Below are 20,514 nucleotides of genomic sequence, written 5' to 3'. Positions count from 1 at the left end.
GATAAGTAATCTGGATCTTAGTGCGGAACTCAGGTTAAGTAACCATTAAGCACAACGAAAAACGGCCTTTATACAAAGGCCGTTTTTTAGTTCTGGATAACAAGTATCGTTTAAGCCAAACACTAGTTTACGCTAAGCAATATCATTCAATGATTTAATATGTTTTGTCTACATAACCTCAGCTAAATGTTACTCGGTAACGAAATTTTTCGTGTATAGCAATACTAATTGTTGTACGTCATAACATGTTATTGCTAAACAATCCAACGTTGCTAGACACCAAAAGAGCGTTATTCAGAAATTCGGCTTATCCAGGATCCAAGTTAAATATTATCCTATCGATATGACTGTTTGTTATTGAACACGGGTCCATGTGGTTGTTCTGCCAAACCAGCTAACGCCAATGTATCCTGTCATTTCTAGCTTGTCGCCAGCGTCAGCCAGCTTAGCTTCACAGCTATAGGTATTGCCAGATTCAGCGTCGTAAATTTTACCGTCTTCGTACTGATTGTTTTCGACCTTTTTAAGGCCATTTAACATATGCATACCTAAAATGGGACGACTGCGAAGACTTTCAACGTCATTTTTCAAGTCAATTTTAGGCGCACCTAAAACGGCATCTTTATTGTTATCAACGTCGTCTTGATCCCAAGTCGGCTCTTCTAACCACACAATTTCACCACAAAAACGATCTTCACATTGATATACTTTTACTTGAGCCGCTTGATTTTCAGTAAACCAAAGCCCCTCAATATCAGCAGCTAAAGCCGCGTTGCTAATGAATCCAGATAACAACAATAAAGCTAGAAATTTTTTCATAACCTCTCCAAATTTTGTACAATTTGTACATTGATAGCTGCTCATCTTAGTAGAAAACACCTCATCAGACCAGTAATTATTACGATGACAAAACGCCAACTTTGCTAGCGCTAGTTTTACATAATAGAACAAGAATCATGCTAGCTGGCGCTAGGCACTTAACGCAATATCAGCCATTTTTTTAATGCCTTCAAAAGACTCAGCACCCGCTATGAATAATCCATTATGACAAAACATGGCATCTTCAATGCCGGTCGTTTGCTGTAATTTTTCACCAGATAAGCCCGCCCACGCTTGTGGCAATGATTTGCGATCTTCAAAAGAACTAAGGTTCAACCGGTACAGTTTGAATTCTCCACTCACCTGTGTGAGATGGGTAAACCATATATAAAGCCGTATTCGATAGCGTATGAACAGTGCGTTTCCAAGGCACGTATTTTTCCAACACTATGATCCTTTCATCTATAGCAGTATCTATCGCTTTTACCACTATATCTGTTGCATCAATTCCACCTTTAGCCGATGCGATAAAGCGTTTTAGAATGTGATATGCAAATTCAACCGCCTGCTCAAAACATTTGTCAAAACTGCTATTTTCTTGCCAAGTGGGATTAAACATTGAAATGGTTTGGCTAAGACTAATCCCCTCTGCCACCCCTACCAAATACCCGCAATCAATAGCATCAATGGTTGACACTAAGCCAGCATCTACTGCATCAGTTACTGGTTGATTACCCTGACATATTTGCAATCCGTATTTTTTCCATATCAAGCCAAAAGAAGAATAAGGAATACCATTCTCGCGTTCACCTGCCCCACCACGCTGATGATGATCAAACCTATCGAGTTCTGGGTTATATTCTCCGCCTACGTCAATCACAATGTCAGCGTCGGCCATAATATCTTGGTTACGAGTTCGAATTAATTCAAAAGAAGGAAATATGTATTTAACAGCGGCAACGCTAAAAACATCGTCAGCATGGAAATTGCCGTCATGGGTCACTATCGTTTTGTTTGTCATGTATTTTTATCATTTTAGAAGAATGTAGAAGTGAGTACTAGATTAGCACCAACATATGAATAGCTTAGGCTACGGTATAAACCGCATATGGTATATCAATCAAGCTTCAAAAGCAGCAAATACTGCCCTTTGCCCAATCTGCTCAGCTCATAATGACCCATACAATAAGACGCAGATTACCCTCTGTATCTGTTATGTCAAAGTGGTATGGGTATATAGAGGTTAATAACTTAGCATATCTACATAACCTGAGTTCTGGATAAGAAGTATCGTTTAAGCTAAACACTAGTTAAGTCAAGAAATATCAATATAATTCAATGGTTTAATCTACATAACCTCAGCTAAATGTTACTCGGTAACGAAATTTTTCGTGTATAGCAAGGCGGATTGTTGTACCTAATAATGTGTTATTGTTAAACAATCCAACGCCGCTAGACACAAAAAGAGCGTTAGCGAGAGGTTCGGCTTATCCAGGACGCAGGTTACATATACAGTCGAGCGATAACAGCCAACTTATTCAGCCTCAACACTTTGCGGAGTACCCAACTGTACAGTTTCAGTTTCAGTTTCAGTTTCAGTTTCAAATATAAGCCGAGATTGAGGGATTGTTTGACCTGCAGCAGGTGTCATCTCCTGCTCAGACACGGTTTTATTGAATTGCATGCCTTTTTGAGTAGCAAACTCAACCATCTCAAGGGCTTGTTCTCTAAAAGATAAACCAGTGACCTCTTTTACCCCTAAGCTGTTCGCTACTTGCGCTAGCAAACGTTCAAATTCAAGGGCTTTCTGCTCTGCTTCTTCTTCATCTAAATCCATCATTGACTGAGATTCGCTACCTATTGTTAGCGCTCTATTTGCCGCAACTACAGCTTCAATACCCACATCCTTGACCCCTTGTCTGTCTCGGTAATTATCGGTTATAAAACTCTTTGCTCGTCTGATCACTTTTTCTGCTTGCTCGTAGGTTATTTCAGCATAGTCATCTGCATCATTGTCTTCAGCTTTATCTAAAATATTAATAGCAGGCGCAACATGTCGCTTAATAAGTGTTTTTACTTCCAAAGCGGTCATATCAACCAACACATCTGCTTGCTCATTTCTTGCCTTTTCGACTTCGTTTTGTTCAATGAGTTTAAACAAATCAACTAAGTCTTCTACGATGTTATTATAGGTAGATGGATACTCTCTATCACTTCCCAAGTCTTCTAATACCGCTTTGTGAGCTAATGAATTCTCGAGAGTCGAGGTTATGATTTGTTGAATAGAAAAAGCTTTGTTAATTATTTTTTCGGCTTTGAAGGCTTCGGTAATGATCAACAAATCATGTTCAGCTTGCTCTTTTACGGCCTGTTGTTTTTGTAAATTCTCGATCCTCTCAAGGGTTTGTTGTGCCTCTTTAAAGTGTAATGGAGTATAGAAAGTTAACTCGGCCTTGGAAGCCTTAGCTAATTGGGCCCTTGCCCGGGTTATCATTTGCTGCGGCGTTAAAGTGGATTCCTTGGCTTGCTTTTGGGCTGCGTTCTCTATCTGCGAGTCGATGACCTGATTGCTAGCACATGCGCTAAGCGTTAAGGCACAAAATATAACGATTTTTCTCACTTTCATTCCTTCAAGTTAATATAGTTCTTTTACGATTAATTTAGGCGAATACAATTGCGTCCAGCTTTTTTAGCAGCATACAATGCGTTATCAGCACGTTTAAAAATGCTGTTAAAATCATCACCTTCTCGCATTTGAGTAATACCAATACTGGCCGAAAAAGCCTCACCACTGACAAATTCAGTTCCGTTGACATGCTCTAACAATCTATTGGCGATATTGCATGCGGTTGCTTTGTCTGTATTCGGTAACAGCACTACAAATTCATCGCCGCCCAAACGCCCTAATAAATCGGTCGGTCGCAATAATGCTTTAGCGATTTCACTTAACATTTTTAACGCTGCATCTCCAACATCATGTCCGTATGTGTCATTAATGTTTTTAAAGTAATCAATGTCATATACCAATATGCTAAAATCTCGATTATGTTGTATTGCTTGCTGAAGCTCAAACTTACCTTGCTCAATCAAATGCTCTCTAGATGCCGCTTGCGTCAAGCTATCTGTAGACACCCTAGTAACCAATTGATGATTATGGGCAATTAGCGCAGGTATTGCCATAGCAAACATGGCGTTGGCCGCCACCACATTAATTGTATATTGATAAACCATTACAAAGTCCATCAGCGCCAATAGATCAATCAAAAATACTATGAATATACTACTCAATGCCAAACTCAGAATATTAGGGAAAGCAGTCTCGGTACAAGCAATCCACATATGTGGCAAGACCAAAAAGAAAATTGCGAATGAGCTATCCATTGACTGAGTAAATTTGGTCAACAACATAGTGACTATAATTAAACAGGAAGAAAGTAAAATTTTATATTTGAACTGGGCGGTCGGTTGGTTTGACTGCCCTTCTATATGCTTGAGTATTGTGAAACATTTATGCGGATAGGCGAGTTGAATACAAGAGAAAAACAAGGGACTAAGAATGATGATCCCGGCCATGTCTCCTATCCAAAAAGGTAACCAAGTGGCTGAAACGTCAGCAAAGGACATCATTCCAGATAGGCTCAAGGAGGTAATAACTAAGAAGGTGGCCGCCAAAGCAGCAGTTGCCACTATCAATAAAAAACTAATTATCACCGTAGGCAAGCTTAGCTTTTAGCGTCAGTTAACCACCGAAACACTTTGCTTCCCAGATAATAAGGGGTGATATGGGCAATACCAAACATCACACCGCTTTTGATCAACTCAGTGTTTTGCAACTGAAGATGATAGTCATTACCTGTAAATATTGTCACCAAAACAGCGGCTAGCATTAAAACAGGCGCCGCCCGTATTCCAACCACAAATAATGTGGCGAAGGTTAAGCCAGCAGGAGGGAACCAAACACTTGCATGATGAGTGTATTCAACAAAGCCCGCAATAAGCCAGACCCCTAACCATCCAGCTAACAATAACACCACTCTTACTATGGCGGAATGTTGTATTATGCCAAGAGCCCTTTGTTTGGATCCTAATAAGTCAAAAGAAAACATACACAATTATGCAATTTCATTAGCGGTCTGCATCTCCAAAGTAACGCGATGTTATGGTCAATTTTTAGTAAAAACCACAGTAAACCTAAAGACTTTTACTCAGTCTCCCTTTACATTAAACATATGACACTACCTTTATTTAGTGTGAAGGGAATACACTATTAGCTGATAGAGCAATGGATCATTTATGCAAATAAAACTCCACATAAGTGCACTGGCTCAAGGTAAACAATATTAACCCGCGAAGCGAGTGAATTTTGATGCAAATAGCAAACAAAAGCGGTGAATGTAGATTATTCCACCATGTTCAGAATGAAATAGTCGTAATGGCATTTCCAAAAGTATCCTGATACTCGCCCTACGGGCAGCCTGCGGCTGTGCTAATCGTTCCAGACGATTAGTCGAACCGCGGGGCTTCTCACCCTAGCGCGACTGGGCACAAAAAAAGCCCAACGAACAACGTTGACTACAAACACTCAATGTAAAGATTGTAATCTTTGATACTTAATCATTTACTTGACGGGATTCACTCGTATCATCCCTGATACTCGCCCTTCGGGCAGCCTGCGGCTGTGCTAATCGTTCCAGACGATTAGTCGAACCGCGGGGCTTCTCACCTAGGCGCGACTGGGCACAAAAAAAGCCCAACGAACAACGTTGAGTACAAACACTCAATGTAAAGATTGTAATCTTTGATACTTAATCATCTACTTGACGGGATTCACTCGTATCATCCCTGATACTCGCCCTGCGGGCAGCCTGCGGCTGTGCTAATCGTTCCAGACGATTAGTCGAACCGCGGGGCTTCTCACCCTCGCTAGTTAAATTAAGTAACTAAATTCAAGGTAATAAAAAACCCGCAACAGGTGCGGGTTCTTCGTATATGGCGGATAGCGAGGGATTCGAACCCCCGGTACGTTTGACCGTACGTCTGATTTCAAGTCAGGTGCATTAAACCGAGCTCTGCCAGCTATCCTTTGATTTTTAACTTTTCAATTACCGTTATAAAAGCCAGTTATTTCTAGCTCCGCTAATTGAGGATGCGCATATTAGAGGCGTTTTGAATTGTTGTAAAGCAATAAATGTAAAATACACGCTAACTGCTGTTTGTTTATTCGTTTTGTTTAGATTTGCAGCAAATCACACTTTCTCACAAATATTTAATACGGTATTACTTGAATTATTGAACCAAACCCCATACAAATACACTATATAAATATAAAACTAATTTTAACTTAAGTTTTGGAGAAAAAAATGGAACAAAGATCTACCTATACTAGTGCAGGTCAAGCTTCTGCACTTCAAACAAACAAGGTTTTGCGCAACACTTATATGTTGTTAGCTATGACCTTAACCTTTAGTGCGGTATGTGCTGGCGTTGCCATGTCAATGGGTTTAGGTCAAGGCGCTGCTTTGGTTATGAGTTTGGCCGCACTAGTGATGATTTTCTTTTTAAACAAAGCCGCTGAAAGCTCAAAAGGCATTTGGTTTGTGTTTGCGTTTACCGGTCTATTGGGCGGTTCATTAGGACCAATGCTCAATCACTACGCAGGCTTTCCTGGTGGAACCGAACTGATCATGCAAGCATTAGGCACCACAGCCCTAGTGTTTTTTGGTTTATCTGGTTATGTGTTAACGACTAAGAAAGACTTCTCATTTATGGGTGGTTTCTTGCTAGTTGGTTTAATCGTAGCCGTGGTAGCCTCTATCGCAAATATCTTTTTAGGTATTCCGGCCCTTAGTTTAGCGGTTAGCGCTGCTATCGTATTTATTATGTCTGGCTTCATTTTATATGATACAAGCCGCATTATTAATGGTGGTGAAACCAACTATATTCGAGCAACTGTTTCTATGTATTTGAACCTTTACAACTTATTCACCTCTATCCTTCACCTATTAGGTGTATTTAATAGTGATGACTAGTAACAATTAGTCCGTTTATAAATAAAAAACGCCTCAGCTTGCTGGGGTGTTTTTTTATGGTACATTTGCCTTATCAATTTCACTTAAGATCACCCTATTTAATACTATGGCGTTGTTTACAATTTTAGTTACTAGTGCCCCACACTCCCAACAAAATGCCTATACGGCTTATCGTTTTACAAAAGCTGCACTCGCTGCTAAACATCAAGTAAATGGGATCTTTTTTTATGGAAACGGCACATTAAATGGTAGCGCCTTACAAGTTATATCTGCTGCAGAGTTTAACTTACATCAAGCTTGGGTTGAGTTGGCCATAGAATACGCTGTGCCTCTAATGGTTTGCGTAACGGCTGCGTCGAAAAGAGGCATTACTAGTCAACAAGACGCCCAAGAATCAGATCAACAACATTATAGTTTGTCTACACATTTTGAGTCAGTTGGACTTGGCGAATTAGCCACCTTAATTAGTCAAAGCGATAGGTTGGTACAATTCTAATGAATACTGACAATCAAACTAGCGGCTTAGCAATAGTTAACAAAACGGCCTCATATGACTCAGTTAAAGGCCAAGAAAGTGTAGAGCTAGCATTAGCCTTGAGTAACTTTGGTCAAGCAGTGAGTCTATTTTTCATTGAGGATGGAGTGTGGCAATTATTACGCCAACAAAACCCAGCACAGCTTAATCGTAAAGCCTATTTTAAGACCTTCGCCGCATTGGAGTTTTACGACATTGATAAAATTTATGTATGCCACGACAGTTTATTATCCCGCGGCATATCTGAAGCAGAACTTTGTATCCCCGTCACCTTAGTCACTGATGAGCAATGTCAGCAATTATTATCCTTTCATAATCAAGTGGTCGTGTTCTAATGATCTTACATAAATTATCCGCTAGCCCCTTTTCAGAACATAGTCTGAACCATTGTTTACAGCGCGTGGCTAAAACAGACAAAATACTACTTACTCAAGATGCCGTATACGCATACCAACATGCAGAACTAAATGAAAGATTGGCAAATTTTTCACCTGTTTACTGTATAGCAGACGATTTAATTGCTCGTGGCATCACATTGAACAATCCCAAATTCAAAGCCATTGACTATGCAGAATTTGTAGAACTCACTCTAACCTGCAAACAGATGATAAGTTGGTAATATGGAATATTTTCTGACGTTTTCCGATAGACAAATACCGGTCGATAAAGCTGGGTATTTACTTAACACAAATGACTGGCAAGTAGAAATGGCAGCAATTTTGGCCGCACAAGAAAACATTGAATTATCAGATAATCATTGGGAAGTAGTGAAATTTGTTCGAGCATTTTATCTACAGTACGATACTAGCCCCGCCATGCGCGCACTCGTAAAAGCCATGGCTAAAGAATTTGGTCCTGAAAAAGGCAATAGTCGTTACCTATTCAAACTCTTTCCTAAAGGCCCTGCTAAGCAAGCGACAAAAATAGCAGGTTTACCGAAGCCAGCAAAGTGCTTATAGTAAAAATACCACCTACTTTATAATGACTTGCGAAAAACACGTTTTATTTACGCAAAATTTACTTTACATATAAAACAATTACTTCTCTATAATTTTGTATACTGTTAACATACACTTAACTGTTAACTTACAAAGCTAAATATAGATGCAACATATCTCCATAAGCAGGCGAGTGTTTATTGGTGCGGCTATGTATATTGTTACCGCTCCAATATTAGCAAGTACTCTGAACAAACAAACAAAGTTAGCTGAAATAAAGGTAGACGGTCAGTTTTATTCAGCGCATGAGCTCACTGTGCTAACAGACATTGCTGAAATTATGATCCCCAAGACCGACACAATCGGCGCTACTGACGCGCAAGTGATCTCAGTCCTAGACGGGTTAATGATGACTTGGGCAGGCAGCAAAACCAAGCAGCAATTTAAAACCTGTATTCAACAAATAGGCGCTCTAGCCAAAGATACCCACGGTCAAGGCTATTTAGCATTGCCACTCCACTTAAGACAGCAGCTAATTGAGCAGCTCGACATCAGCGCATTTGCTAATAAAAAAACACAATTATCATCTAACTATCGCAGACTTAAAGAAATGGTTTTCCATATTTTTTACACCTCAGAACAAGCTAACCCCGACTTTATACTCATTCCAGGAGAATATTACGGCAACTTAACAAAACAGCAGCTTGCTAAAGTTAATAGCGGGATCAGACTATGAAACAAGATTATGACGTAATAGTAGTTGGCTCAGGAATGACAGGTGGGTGGGCGGCAAAAGAATTTTGTGAAAAAGGCTTCAAAACGCTAGTAATTGAGCGAGGGCGGCACTTAGACCATCCCAGTACTGAATACAAAGATATGCAGGCCCCTTGGCAACTGGAAAACAGAGGAATGGCATCAGAAATATACGATGAAGAAGGCCGTTATCGTATGTTAAAAACAAAAAAAGGTAAGCTCAAAACGGAGTCTATTCAATTTTTTGCTGACGAAAAAGAATACCCTTACTCTTACCCAGAAGATCGCCCTTTTATGTGGACAAGAGGCTATCACTTAGGTGGCCGCTCCTTAACTTGGGCGAGGGTTTCCCTACGTTTTGGGCCAAAAGATTTTGAAGCAAACGCAAAAGATGGGCATGGAATCCCTTGGCCAATAGGCTATGACGACATTGCACCTTGGTACGATTACGTAGAAACCTTTGCTGGAATATCGGGGAACAAAGATGGCCTACCTGACCAACCAGAGGGCGTGTATCAAAAGCCATGGAATATGAGTTGTGCCGAAGAGTTCATTGCTGATAATCTCAAAAAGAATCTACCTAACCGTCGCATGATCATTGGTAGAACAGCCAATATGACGGAACCAACAGAAATTCAAACCAGTTTAGGGAGAACTAAATGCCAAGCACGTTCTTATTGTGAGAGAGGCTGTACATTTGGTGGCTATTTCAGTGCTTTATCTGCCACTTTACCCGCAGCGCGAAACACTGGCAATTTAACCATAGTTACAGATGCCATAGCGTCAACAGTAGATTACGACGAGACCACAGGTAAGGCCTCAGGCGTGACCATAGTCGATGCCCATACCAAAGAAAAACGCAGTTATCGAGCTAGGGTGGTATTTCTATGTGCCTCAGCGTTAGGCTCGGTACAAATACTACTTAACTCCAAGTCAAACACCTTCCCTAATGGACTAGCCAACTCTAGTGGAGCCTTAGGTCACTACATAATGGACCATTTTACCGGCACGATGGGCGGAGGAACGGTCCTATGATTCGAAGACAAATATTCATATGGCCGCAGACCTATAGGTACATATATTCCTAATTTTAGACAAGATAAGTCTGACGACGTTGACTTTGTGCGTGGTTATGGCTTTCAAGGAGGAGCCGCCACTCGACCTAATACAGGTAACACTGCTAAACGTGTAGGCATAGGGGCGAAAGTAAAAGAAAAGCACAACAACCCGCACCATGGCGCTTTTTTACAGCTATGTTTGGTGAAATGTTGCCTTACTATGAAAACTACGCAAGTTTACATCCAACTAAGAAAGACAAATGGGGGATCCCGCTTTTACATATCGATGCGCAGATCCGCGATAACGAACGCAAAATGATTGTGCAAGCAGCGAAAGATCTAAAAGAAATGCTCAAGGCCGGCGGCTGTACCAATATTAGAGTATCTGAAACTCCAGCCGACAAATACATTATGGTTGGGGCACGTACTCACGAAATGGGCGGAGCCTGTATGGGTGACGATCCCAAGCAAGCTGTTCTCAATAAGTGGGCGCAATCACATGATGTAGACAATTTGTTTGTTACCGATGGAGCTTGCATGCCTTCCTGCTCGACACAAAACCCGTCTCTAACTTATATGGCAATTACCGCTCGTTCAGCCGACTATGCAGCAAAACTAATGCAACAAGGAAAACTGTAATGGACAGACGAAAATTCATTTTAACCACTGCAGCTGCCAGTATAGCAGGTGCCAGTTTGTCAGCATGTAACGCAACAACTCAGTCCAAGATCTCAACTACAGAGCTTATTTCTAGAACACAAAGAACCAAGTGGTTAAGCTCATTTTCTTGCAACATAGAAATGTGGTTTAAACATCTCCCCTTTTTAGATCGTATTAGTGCTGCCAAAAAAATGGGCTTTACTGCAGTGGAATTTTGGAACCCAATGTCGGTAAAAAAGGCCAAGACTCCGGATTTAATTGCCAAACGGGCTAAGGACGAAGGGATCCGTATTACCAGCTTTTCTCCTGGCGCTCCCTCGCTCGCTGACTCTAAAAATCTAGCGAAGTTCATTGAATGGGCTGATTTAGCTATAGAATTAGCAGATTTATTTGATGTGCCAAACTTTAATCTTACCGGCCACAAAAATATAGAAGGTAAGTCCGTCGAACAAATGATAGACACTTACACCCATGGGATTAAGCAGGTTGCACCTAAATTTGAAAAAGCCAAGAAGGTTGCCACAATTGAACCTTACAACCCATTCGATCACAAAGGTCATTTTATCTATGGGGTTGAACTCTGGTTTGTCCATTTGCCAAGAAATAAATTCTTCCAGTATCAAATTAAACTGGGATTTTTTCCATATGCAGCGTACCAATGGTAACTTGATCACCCATTTGGAAAACGGTTTTGAGCAAGTTGGTTACGTACAACTAGCTGATTTCCCGACCGACATCAACCGAGTACCGGTGAAGTCGCCTATGGAAGAGTGCTCACTCGTCTTCGAGAGTTAGGCTATAAGGGCTATATTGGCGCAGAGTGTTTTCCTAAAAATAAAGACGACCAGACGGCTGCAAACGATCTCGCACGCTTAGCTAAGAATATTAAATTACCGGCACCGACGCTCGCTTAAAAAATAACGGTAGAGCCGATTCTTTTATTTAGTTAAAAAATGAAAGCGGGTCTATAATTTCTTTAGAGAGCTTAAGAATATAGGAATGAACGAATGAAAAAGTGGTTACTTGGCTTATCAACTTCACTAGTGGTCAGCTCACTCTATAGCTTTTCGGCTTTAGCCATTGACGTATTTGAAGCCGATCGTCTATACAAAAATGAGCAATATAAACAAGCACAAATTGAATATTCAAAGGCAGCACAGGTAGGTAGTCCTCATGCTTTTTATCAATTAGGCACCATTTATCTCAAAGGATACGACGTACCACAAGACAGTATAAGCGCGTTTATTTGGTTGTCTTTGGCCGCAGAATACAACTTTTCTGATTCGAAAAAAGCAGCAAAGGAGGTGTTTGACCTATTATCTAGCAAACAACAACAAAACGCTGAAATAATTTTGTCGTCTATAAAACAAAAATTAAGTAAAGAAAGTGTCCAGCTACAGTATTTTCCTCAGCTCAGTCAAGAGAACCTAAAGGAGAAAGTTACCTTTGGTGGTGATGGAAATTTGGATATAGTTTATCAGGACGCCGATCTTATTCTTGACGATTTTTCTACTAGTTTCGCAGACGACTCTTTTTATGATGATGTTAGTTTGTTTGGCGACCCTAATGAAGATGGCGACGGATTCTCTTCTGACGCGCAAGAAGCACAAACCGGTGTCGTCCGAGTACCAGCACAATTCATTCAAAGAACCCCTTTTTAATAGTCGATTATGATGTCGGTCCCGATGGCTCAGTTCGTAATCTCACACCAGTACAAAAAATAGGTTACTCCCGTACGTTACAAGAGCGATTTGTTATGAGTACCTTCCCTGCACCTAACTTTAAAGGTACTCGAGTGAATTTTCTCAACCGTAGTTATATGGGATCTGCGACTTATAGCAAGTTTCAAATGAAAGAAGAATACGAAAGGTTGTACGACAAACTACGTAGAATGGTGAAACGACTAAAGGTTAGCAATAAACGCGAAGACAAATATCAATATGCCATGATGTTATTAACCTTTACGTGGTTAAACCAAGAAGATGGAGAAGCGATAGCATTGCTAAAAGAAGTGGCTAAAGCTGGGCATCCATTGGCGCAATTTGAGTACGGCTCTAAGTTGTATCGAGAGCAAACAGATATTGAACAAGGCATTTATTGGATCTCAGAAGCCAGCAAGTATGGCTTACCTAAAGCTGAATATCGGTTAGCCAGTATTCTTCAGTCTAGCCCTTGGGTGATAAATGATGAGAAGAAAGCCCTGTTTTGGTATCAGTCAGCACTAGAAAAAGACTACCCCGCTGCTAAATTAAGAGCAGCTGAACTCAAAATGTTAGCCAGTGATACGTCGCTACACGATTTTGACGCAGCGAATGAACTGTTAGCACAGTTGAAAGAGTCGCAAAGAGAAAACCCTGAGTATTATTTTTTACTGGCGATTGCCGAGAAAAACAAACCTAGCCGAAACTTTAGCAACGTCATTAACTACGTTGAACAGGCAATCGACCTTGGAGAAAGGTTCAATTGGGATGTATCTTATTGGCAAGCCTTGATTGAAAAATGGACTAAGGGCTCGGTGACTATCGTTGAAGACTAAACGTCGAGCAATTCATATTGATATACAGCCACTCAGCGAGTGGTTTATACCAACTCTATTCATTAACTAACCCTAGTTCTGGATATGAAGTATCGTTTAAGCTAAACACAAAAAGAGCGTTATCCAGAGATTCTGGTTTATCCAAGATCAACATTAACTATGCGCTCAGAACGATCCAGCGTTTTTTGCACAAGGGGACGGAAAACAGGAATGGTCGCTCCCTTTCAAGTACAGAGATTGCCGAGCAAAAGCCGCTGGGACGTTCATTTCAGCCGAGTACTGAATTATGAATAAAAAAAGCCGGTATACCTTAAGGTATACCGGCTTCTCATTATCTACCCAGTCTATTTGCCTATTGCTTCAAGACCGTTCATATAAGCCTGTAACGCTTTAGGAATGGTAATTGAGCCGTCAGCCTGCTGATTGTTTTCCAATATGGCAACTAAAGTACGGCCAACAGCTAACCCCGAACCATTTAGCGTGTGTAATAGTTCAGGCTTGTTTGTTTCAGGACTACGGGAATCGAGCTTGCATTCTACGGGCTTGGAAATCTAACATGTTAGAACATGAAGATATCTCACGATATGTATCTTGCGCTGGCAACCACACTTCTAAATCATATGTCTTGCATGCGCCAAAGCCCATATCACCTGTACACAACAGAACTTTACGATAAGGTAACTCTAGCAGTTGAAGTACTTTTTCTGCGTGGCCGGTTAGCTCTTCCAGTGCTTCAAATGACTTATCCGGATGAACTAACTGTACCATTTCCACTTTATCGAATTGATGCTGTCTAATTAGTCCTCGTGTATCACGGCCATAAGACCCCGCTTCACTCCTAAAACATGGAGTATGAGCTGTCATTTTAATCGGCAGTTCTTTGGCTGAAAAAATTTCATCACGAGCAATATTCGTTAACGGCACTTCCGACGTTGAGAATCAGTGACAATCCTTGGCCTTCTTCAGTAGCAGGCTTAGCATGAAAAGCGTCTCCGACGAACTTCGGAAATTGGCCTGTACCTGTCATGCTTGCTTCATTTACTAATAAAGGTACGTACATTTCTGTATAACCATGCTCTTCTGTGTGTAAATCTAACATGAACTGCGCCAATGCTCTGTGTAACTTAGCGATCTGTCCTCGTAAAACAACGAAGCGAGAGCCGGTCAATTTTGTTGCCGTTTCAAAGTCTAAACCATTGCTAATCGCTAAGCCTAAATCCACGTGATCTTTTACTTCAAAGTCAAAACGACGAGGCGTACCCCAACGCAATATTTCAACGTTATCATCTTCATTTTCACCCGCTGGAACAGAAACATCAGGTAAATTCGGAATATTTTGCGATGCCACAGCAATCTCTTCAAGTAACTCAGCTAATGCGATTTTGCCTGCGTCTAATTCTTCTCCCAATTTTCCGACTTCGGCTAGTAGAGGTTGAATATCTTCTCCTGCCGCCTTAGCTTTGCCGATAGACTTTGAGCGCACATTGCGTTCATTCTGTAATTCTTGGGTTTTTATCTGTAAAGCCTTGCGTTTTTCTTCCAGTTGGGTAAAGGAATTTACGTCTAGGCCAAACCCTCTTCTTTTTAATATTTCTGCGGTTTGTTGAATATCGCTACGTAAACATTTTGGATCTAACATCTTGTTTTATCTAACCTTTAACTAATTGAGTGGCTAACCATGCCGCGCACAAACAGCAGGTTATGTTTAAAAATATATTGAGCCCTGCTTTTATCCATAAACCTTGTTGAAACAACATTATTGTGTCAACTGAAAATGTTGAAAACGTGGTAAGTGCCCCTAAAAATCCTACACCAGCGGTGGTACGCCATAATGCAGCTTCAAGTTGACCGTGCTCTAATAAAGCGTATAAAAACCCTAATAAAAAGGACCCTATCACATTGACCAGAAGTGTACCAAAAGGAAACCCTTTTCCAAACCACTGAAGCATCAGTTGCGAAATAAAATAACGCAGACAAGCCCCACAAGCCCCACCTATGGCAATGAAAAGATAAACAGTCAAACTCTGCATTTTATGTATACCTTTTGTTTTGACTACGTTTATCTAACTCTTCCAAAAAGCCAGTTTCTCGCCAAGCTTTTTTCCAACCCTCGTTCGCTAGGTTGGTAATATTCAGTATTCATCAATTGCTCGGGAAAATAACATTCTCCGGCGGCATAGGCATAGTCCTCATTATGCGCATATCTGTACTCTTCTCCGTAGCCTAACCCTTTCATTAAACTGGTTGGTGCATTACGAAGGTGTTCGGGCACGGGCAAGTCAGAGGTATCTTTTGCTGATCGCACTGCCGATTTAAAGGCATCATATACGGCATTGCTCTTGGCTGCGCTAGCACAATACAGCGTAAGCCTGGGCTATGGCTCGCTCGCCTTCCGATGGCCCTACTCGATGAAATATATCCCAGGCATTTAGACAAACTTGCATGGCCCGAGGGTCTGCGGTGCCAATGTCTTCAGTAGCAATGGCTAGTAAACCCTTGCCACATATAAGGGATCACAACCGGCCACTAACATCCGAGCATACCAATACAGGGCCGCGTTAGGAGCTGACCCCCGAACAGATTTATGAAAGGCCGAAATGAGGTCATAAAATAGAATCACCGCCTTTATCATATTGTGCCACTTTTTCGCCTACCGCCTGCTTAACCATGTCCGCGGTCAATACTTTATCCTTGGCATCGACGGGCAAAAAGTCGGCGGTAAGTTCAAGATAATTGAGTAATCGTCTGGCATCACCACTCGCTAAGTCTAACAAGATAGATTTGGCATCTGAATTGATGGCTAACCCCAACTTTCCTAAACCTCGCTTTTCGTCCGTTAGGGCTTGATTTAAAACCAAGCATAGATCCGCGCTATCAAGACTTTTCAGCACATAGACTCTGGCCCTAGACAAGAGTGCATTATTTAATTCAAATGACGGGTTTTCTGTAGTGGCGCCAATAAATGTCACCGTGCCATCTTCAATATAAGGCAAAAAGCATCTTGTTGGCTTTTGTTAAATCGATGTACTTCGTCAACAAATAAAATTGTTCGTTGCTGTTGCTGAGCGAATATTTTGGCATTTTCAATAGCTTGGCGAATATCTTTGACGCCACTACTGACCGCAGAAAGGCGCTCGATATGAGCATTGCAGTGGTTAGCCACTAACTCAGCTAACGTCGTTTTACCTGTACCTGGTGGTCCCCAAAGGATCATGGAATGACATTGGCCTCGCAATAAGGCGGCTCGCAAAGGCTTACCTTCACCCACTATGTGCTGTTGTCCAAAGTATTGGTCAATTGCACTTGGCCGCATTCCTAGCTGCTAGCGGAATAAATTCATCAGCTAAACCATCTGAGTACTCAGAGTTAAAATCAAAGGCCTCGGTCATAGCGCCGCTGATCATCCAGTTCATAACCTTCTGGCATGGTAAAAATAAACTTATCTGCGGACAAAGGCTGATTTTGAGAAATATCAGAAAACGATAATGTACTCACTTGCTTTTGCGTCTGTGGTTTCTAACTGGATCAACTGATTATTGCTGTCAAATCGTAAACGTAATGTTTCCACGTTACCCGTTTGGGCAATGGGCTTGATGGTGTAGTCATTATTTTTACGAGTAACAGTAAACTCTAACCACTTATCACTATGGGGATCGGTTAACAATATTAACGGATTATTCTCGATAGCAGATGTTTGATTATAGGCAACCACCTGCTCCATAAATGAATCGATATTCCATAAAGTTTGACCATCGGCCAGTAAAATATTGTCATTCGGCGGCAATAGCTCCCAATAAAGCTTATTCGGTTGCAACAATGAAATAGTACCATGTGCTTCTTGCAAGACTGTGTTTTCTATATCAACCACCTTTTGACTAAAGGCGGCTTGATAACTTTTTAGTTGCACCAGTGTTGACTGCAACGCCAGTTTAGCAGCCGAAGGCTTGATGGCTGGCTCGCTTTGCTCTGCGGCAACATAGGCGTTAACCCCAAGTAACGTGCCGATAAGCAGTATTTTTGATAACTTTACCGAAAAAAATCTATGCATAAAAAATCATATCTCTGTCATAAAATAGTTAGTCTCTTGGCGCTGGCGCGGCAAGCACTTCGCAGTTGCCATTGTGGCCTTGTGAACTTACGACGCCACTAGACTCCATTTGTTCCACTAAACGGGCGGCACGATTGTAACCAATTCTGAATTTACGCTGCACGCTAGACACGGAGGCACGTCTTGTCTCGGTAACAAATGCCACCGCTTCATCATAAAAGACATCAAATTCTTGGTCTTCGCCTTCTGGCTGTTCATGGAAGTAAGATCTCGGCATTAGCGTCGCCGTTTAAAATTTCGTCTATATATTGCGGTGCCCCACGTTTTTTCCAATCAGCTACCACTGCATGAACTTCATGATCATCAACAAATGCACCGTGAACACGAGGTGGGAACTCCAGATTGCAGGTGGTAAGTACAGCATATCACCTGCCCCTAACAATGCTTCTGCACCTTGTTGATCAGAGTATTGTTCTTGAGTCAATCTTGGAAGAAACTTGGAATGCAATTCGAGTGGGGATATTGGCCTTAATTAACCCGGTAATCACATCTACTGATGGCCTTTGCGTGGCAAGCTACTAAGTAGGAATTCCAGCTGCTCGAGCCTTTTGCGCAATTCGGGCAATGGAAGCTCTTCTACTTTTTTACCAACAATCATCATCATGTCGGCAAATTCATCCACTATAACCACAATAGCTGGCAATTTTTCCAAAAATGGGGCTTCGGTTTCCATACTCTCTTCCGATTTCCACAAGGGATCACGAATAGGCTCTCCTGCCTCTATCGCCGCTAACACTTTTGTATTAAAGCCTTTTAGATTTCGCACGCCCAGAGCTGACATTAATTTGTAACGGCGTTCCATTTCGCCCACGCACCAACGCAAGGCATTGGCAGCCTCCTTCATGTCGGTGACCACTTCCGCCAACAAATGCGGTATCCCTTCATAAACGGATAGTTCCAGCATTTTGGGATCGATCATAATCATTCGCACATCTTCAGGCGTAGACTTATACAACAAGCTTAAAATCATCACGTTTACGCCGACCGATTTACCCGATCCGGTGGTCCCTGCCACGAGTAAATGTGGCATTTTAGCCAAATCAACAAACACTGGTTTACCAGAAATATCTGCGCCAAGCACCATAGTCAACGGTGACTCTGACGACTGAAAGCGATCGTCAACTATGACTTCGCTCAACCTTACCATGTCGCGCTTTTTGTTAGGTAATTCTAATCCAATCACTGATTTACCGGGCATGACTTCAACTACTCGTACTGAAATAGCCGACATAGAGCGAGCGAGATCTTTTGATAAGGTTGTAATTTTACTAACCTTCACGCATCGGCGCTAAATCCATTTCAAAACGCGTGATAACGGGCCCTGGATAGACTCCTACCACTTTAGCTTCGATGTTGAAGTCCGCTAGCTTCGCTTCTAACAAACGAGAGACAATTTCCAATTCTTCAGGAGTGATTGGATTCTTAATCTTATCTGGGCGTTCTAATAATTCAAATGAAGGCATAGGCCCTTGTTCGATATCTTCATCTATCGATGTTTCTGGCGTTGACTCAACGACAGGCTCTTTTTTAGCCGCTGTTTCAGTTTTCGGCTTGTTGCGAGATAGACTAATTTTTTTCTTAAGTTCACTAACAGAAATAGGGCTTTTTGAAGGTGGAGTAGTTTCCGGATCGTCCAAAATCTCTTGCGGGACCACCGGCTCTGCAATAAAAGGTGTATCCCTATTATCTATGTCCTCCATATTATCTTGCAGTTCACTGTTCCAAAAGTTATCTTCAGTTACAACAGGCTTAGCGGTGGCTTGCGCCTCTTCTTTCGGCTTTTTAAGATTAAGCAAAGGAGTGGATGATTCTTTTAACTTGGTCGGTGCACGGTAAAGTGCCATCCCAATCCAAATAGCAAACTCTCCCAACTTATCAACGATAGTGAGCCAAGAAAGACCACTTAACAATGTTACCCCAGCGCAAAAAAAAGCTGAGTAATAACAATGTTGTGCCCACTAAACTAAAATATGGCACTAGCGAAGAACTCAGAATATCCCCCACTACCCCACCGGGCGAATAATTGTGAATGTCACTGGCGTTGAGGCTCAATAAGCCAGTTGCACCTAAGATAAACAACAAGCCACCGATTATTCTTAGGCCAATATTTAAATAATCGACCTCCAGTAGATTTTTGGTTTGCTGGAACAAAAACCAACCTAAAAACGCGCTACAAAATGGCAAGGTATAAGCAAATGTACCTAAAGTAAAAAACAGAATATCCGCAAACCAAGCACCAATTGGCCCTGACCCAGTTGGTGACATTAGTTTGCAGCCCAGCCTGACTCCAACCCGGATCTGCTGGATGAAATGACGCCAATAGCCAGACAGCAAGAAAAATGCAAATGCAGCACTGATAATCATGCCTACTTCCATAATTCTTTGTATGCCTGTGAGTCTTGCCATAATTTAGTATTCGTTCTGAGTTTTTAGACTAAAAAGCCCGTTAAAATTGAATAGCTATAAGATACCAGCCGACAGGATAAAATCCTAGCGCACTACTGTCTATCGCTCGGTAATTAAACAATCCTGAAGAGATTTTTTACTTTACGCTTATTTTCACTTGGGTTGACTCTTTGATTTCTTCCATAACAACGTAAGTTCGAGATTCGCTAACCCCGAAGTAAACGCAATAATGTGTCCCCTAATAGCTTTCTATAACTGAGACATATCAGCCACGCGAGCCTTCAATAAAAAATCAAAACTACCTGATACCAAATGACACTCTTGAATATCATCATGAGTACGAATGGCCGCCGAGAACTCTTTCAAAAATATCGACCGATGTTTTGCTTAGGGTAATTTCAACAAACACCAACATGGCTGCGCCTAGTTTGGCAGGATCGACTCTAGCATGATAACCGGTAATATAGCCTTGGGTTTCTAATCGTTTAACTCTTTCTAAACAAGGACTTGCGCTTAACCCAACTTGCATAGCCAATTCTGAATTCGTAATTTTACTGTTTTTTTGCAAGGCAATAAGGATATTTCTATCAATACGGTCTATATGTTTAGGGGTTTTTATTAGCATATTAAATACCGATAAATTTGATTTTAACGGTATTATATACTGCATAA

18 protein-coding genes, 1 tRNA gene and 5 pseudogenes are annotated in these 20,514 nt (G+C 41.4%); 12 read left to right on the top strand and 12 right to left on the bottom strand.

The window, feature by feature from the left end; all coding sequences use genetic code 11:
* Window positions 1-354: 354 nt before the first annotated feature.
* The 6 genes and pseudogenes from RS130_RS14775 to RS130_RS14750 form a co-directional block, all read right to left on the bottom strand.
* Complete coding sequence (locus tag RS130_RS14775) at window positions 355-819, bottom strand: DUF2147 domain-containing protein (protein WP_316026558.1); 465 nt, start codon at window positions 817-819, stop codon at window positions 355-357.
* 150 nt (window positions 820-969) lie between these two features.
* Window positions 970-1,840: pseudogene (locus RS130_RS14770) on the bottom strand (MYG1 family protein).
* Between the two features lie 513 nt (window positions 1,841-2,353).
* Entirely contained in the window at window positions 2,354-3,439 is a 1,086-nt protein-coding gene (locus RS130_RS14765) for a hypothetical protein (protein WP_316026557.1), read from the bottom strand.
* 35 nt (window positions 3,440-3,474) lie between these two features.
* Entirely contained in the window at window positions 3,475-4,530 is a 1,056-nt protein-coding gene (locus RS130_RS14760; protein ID WP_316028071.1) for a sensor domain-containing diguanylate cyclase, read from the bottom strand.
* 11 nt (window positions 4,531-4,541) lie between these two features.
* On the bottom strand, window positions 4,542-4,925 hold the full coding sequence (locus RS130_RS14755; protein WP_316026556.1) for a hypothetical protein: 384 nt from the start codon (window positions 4,923-4,925) through the stop codon (window positions 4,542-4,544).
* 884 nt (window positions 4,926-5,809) lie between these two features.
* A tRNA-Ser gene (locus RS130_RS14750) sits at window positions 5,810-5,901 on the bottom strand.
* 278 nt (window positions 5,902-6,179) lie between these two features.
* Between RS130_RS14750 and RS130_RS14745 the strand changes: the two genes are divergently transcribed.
* The 12 genes from RS130_RS14745 (at window position 6,180) to RS130_RS14690 (ending at window position 13,328) form a co-directional block, all read left to right on the top strand.
* Window positions 6,180-6,848, top strand: a complete 669-nt coding sequence (locus tag RS130_RS14745; protein ID WP_316026555.1) for a Bax inhibitor-1/YccA family protein — start codon at window positions 6,180-6,182, stop codon at window positions 6,846-6,848.
* 46 nt (window positions 6,849-6,894) lie between these two features.
* Entirely contained in the window at window positions 6,895-7,344 is a 450-nt protein-coding gene (gene tusD, locus RS130_RS14740) for a sulfurtransferase complex subunit TusD (protein WP_316026554.1), read from the top strand.
* Complete coding sequence (tusC, locus tag RS130_RS14735; protein ID WP_316026553.1) at window positions 7,344-7,718, top strand: sulfurtransferase complex subunit TusC; 375 nt, start codon at window positions 7,344-7,346, stop codon at window positions 7,716-7,718. Before tusD ends, tusC begins: the two co-directional genes overlap by 1 nt.
* Window positions 7,718-8,002 (top strand): sulfurtransferase complex subunit TusB, encoded by a 285-nt coding sequence (tusB, locus tag RS130_RS14730; protein WP_316026552.1) that lies wholly within the window; start codon window positions 7,718-7,720, stop codon window positions 8,000-8,002. Before tusC ends, tusB begins: the two co-directional genes overlap by 1 nt.
* A 1-nt stretch (window position 8,003) precedes the next feature.
* Window positions 8,004-8,342, top strand: coding sequence for a TusE/DsrC/DsvC family sulfur relay protein (locus RS130_RS14725; protein WP_316026551.1), 339 nt, complete (start codon window positions 8,004-8,006; stop codon window positions 8,340-8,342).
* Between the two features lie 145 nt (window positions 8,343-8,487).
* Window positions 8,488-9,057, top strand: coding sequence for a gluconate 2-dehydrogenase subunit 3 family protein (locus RS130_RS14720; RefSeq protein ID WP_316026550.1), 570 nt, complete (start codon window positions 8,488-8,490; stop codon window positions 9,055-9,057).
* Window positions 9,054-10,109 carry a GMC family oxidoreductase N-terminal domain-containing protein gene (locus RS130_RS14715; protein ID WP_316026549.1) on the top strand — a complete coding sequence of 352 codons (1,056 nt, stop codon included), beginning with the start codon at window positions 9,054-9,056 and terminating at the stop codon, window positions 10,107-10,109. Before RS130_RS14720 ends, RS130_RS14715 begins: the two co-directional genes overlap by 4 nt.
* A 230-nt stretch (window positions 10,110-10,339) precedes the next feature.
* Entirely contained in the window at window positions 10,340-10,771 is a 432-nt protein-coding gene (locus RS130_RS14710; RefSeq protein ID WP_316026548.1) for a GMC family oxidoreductase, read from the top strand.
* Window positions 10,771-11,457 (top strand): TIM barrel protein, encoded by a 687-nt coding sequence (locus tag RS130_RS14705; protein WP_316026547.1) that lies wholly within the window; start codon window positions 10,771-10,773, stop codon window positions 11,455-11,457. The genes RS130_RS14710 and RS130_RS14705 overlap by 1 nt, the downstream gene beginning before the upstream one ends.
* On the top strand, window positions 11,438-11,587 hold the full coding sequence (locus RS130_RS14700; RefSeq protein WP_316026546.1) for a hypothetical protein: 150 nt from the start codon (window positions 11,438-11,440) through the stop codon (window positions 11,585-11,587). Before RS130_RS14705 ends, RS130_RS14700 begins: the two co-directional genes overlap by 20 nt.
* A gap of 212 nt (window positions 11,588-11,799) precedes the next feature.
* Complete coding sequence (locus tag RS130_RS14695) at window positions 11,800-12,453, top strand: SEL1-like repeat protein (protein ID WP_316026545.1); 654 nt, start codon at window positions 11,800-11,802, stop codon at window positions 12,451-12,453.
* Window positions 12,454-12,548: 95 nt separating this feature from the next.
* The gene (locus RS130_RS14690) at window positions 12,549-13,328 is read left to right on the top strand and encodes a tetratricopeptide repeat protein (protein WP_316026544.1); all 780 of its coding nucleotides are present in this window, start codon (window positions 12,549-12,551) and stop codon (window positions 13,326-13,328) included.
* A gap of 344 nt (window positions 13,329-13,672) precedes the next feature.
* Here the strand turns inward: RS130_RS14690 and serS are convergent.
* The 6 genes and pseudogenes from serS to lrp all read right to left on the bottom strand — a co-directional run bounded on the left by serS (window position 13,673) and on the right by lrp (window position 20,467).
* Window positions 13,673-14,967: pseudogene (gene serS, locus RS130_RS14685) on the bottom strand (serine--tRNA ligase).
* Between the two features lie 10 nt (window positions 14,968-14,977).
* Window positions 14,978-15,358 (bottom strand): fluoride efflux transporter CrcB, encoded by a 381-nt coding sequence (crcB, locus tag RS130_RS14680; protein ID WP_316026543.1) that lies wholly within the window; start codon window positions 15,356-15,358, stop codon window positions 14,978-14,980.
* A gap of 1 nt (window position 15,359) precedes the next feature.
* Window positions 15,360-16,717: pseudogene (locus tag RS130_RS14675) on the bottom strand (replication-associated recombination protein A).
* 83 nt (window positions 16,718-16,800) lie between these two features.
* Window positions 16,801-17,376 (bottom strand): outer membrane lipoprotein periplasmic chaperone LolA, encoded by a 576-nt coding sequence (gene lolA, locus RS130_RS14670; RefSeq protein WP_316026542.1) that lies wholly within the window; start codon window positions 17,374-17,376, stop codon window positions 16,801-16,803.
* Window positions 17,377-17,404: 28 nt separating this feature from the next.
* Window positions 17,405-19,842: pseudogene (locus tag RS130_RS14665) on the bottom strand (DNA translocase FtsK).
* A gap of 136 nt (window positions 19,843-19,978) precedes the next feature.
* A pseudogene (gene lrp / locus RS130_RS14660) lies at window positions 19,979-20,467 on the bottom strand (leucine-responsive transcriptional regulator Lrp).
* Window positions 20,468-20,514: the final 47 nt, after the last annotated feature.

Origin of the sequence: Paraglaciecola aquimarina (assembly GCF_032464635.1) — a bacterium.
Classification (GTDB): Bacteria; Pseudomonadota; Gammaproteobacteria; order Enterobacterales; family Alteromonadaceae; genus Paraglaciecola; species Paraglaciecola aquimarina.
This window is presented reverse-complemented; position numbering and strand designations above follow the sequence as displayed.

What these genes read in the sequence shown, in the direction of transcription:
- RS130_RS14705 (WP_316026547.1), top strand. Translation starts at nt 10,771, where the DNA reads ATGGACAGACGAAAATTCATTTTAACCACTGCAGCTGCCAGTATAGCA.
- RS130_RS14720 (WP_316026550.1), top strand. Translation starts at nt 8,488, where the DNA reads ATGCAACATATCTCCATAAGCAGGCGAGTGTTTATTGGTGCGGCTATG.
- tusC (WP_316026553.1), top strand. Translation starts at nt 7,344, where the DNA reads ATGAATACTGACAATCAAACTAGCGGCTTAGCAATAGTTAACAAAACG.
- RS130_RS14725 (WP_316026551.1), top strand. Translation starts at nt 8,004, where the DNA reads ATGGAATATTTTCTGACGTTTTCCGATAGACAAATACCGGTCGATAAA.
- RS130_RS14700 (WP_316026546.1), top strand. Translation starts at nt 11,438, where the DNA reads ATGCAGCGTACCAATGGTAACTTGATCACCCATTTGGAAAACGGTTTT.
- RS130_RS14745 (WP_316026555.1), top strand. Translation starts at nt 6,180, where the DNA reads ATGGAACAAAGATCTACCTATACTAGTGCAGGTCAAGCTTCTGCACTT.
- crcB (WP_316026543.1), bottom strand. Translation starts at nt 15,358, where the DNA reads ATGCAGAGTTTGACTGTTTATCTTTTCATTGCCATAGGTGGGGCTTGT.
- RS130_RS14755 (WP_316026556.1), bottom strand. Translation starts at nt 4,925, where the DNA reads ATGTTTTCTTTTGACTTATTAGGATCCAAACAAAGGGCTCTTGGCATA.
- RS130_RS14710 (WP_316026548.1), top strand. Translation starts at nt 10,340, where the DNA reads ATGTTGCCTTACTATGAAAACTACGCAAGTTTACATCCAACTAAGAAA.
- RS130_RS14775 (WP_316026558.1), bottom strand. Translation starts at nt 819, where the DNA reads ATGAAAAAATTTCTAGCTTTATTGTTGTTATCTGGATTCATTAGCAAC.
- RS130_RS14690 (WP_316026544.1), top strand. Translation starts at nt 12,549, where the DNA reads ATGAGTACCTTCCCTGCACCTAACTTTAAAGGTACTCGAGTGAATTTT.
- RS130_RS14715 (WP_316026549.1), top strand. Translation starts at nt 9,054, where the DNA reads ATGAAACAAGATTATGACGTAATAGTAGTTGGCTCAGGAATGACAGGT.
- tusB (WP_316026552.1), top strand. Translation starts at nt 7,718, where the DNA reads ATGATCTTACATAAATTATCCGCTAGCCCCTTTTCAGAACATAGTCTG.
- lolA (WP_316026542.1), bottom strand. Translation starts at nt 17,376, where the DNA reads ATGCATAGATTTTTTTCGGTAAAGTTATCAAAAATACTGCTTATCGGC.
- RS130_RS14695 (WP_316026545.1), top strand. Translation starts at nt 11,800, where the DNA reads ATGAAAAAGTGGTTACTTGGCTTATCAACTTCACTAGTGGTCAGCTCA.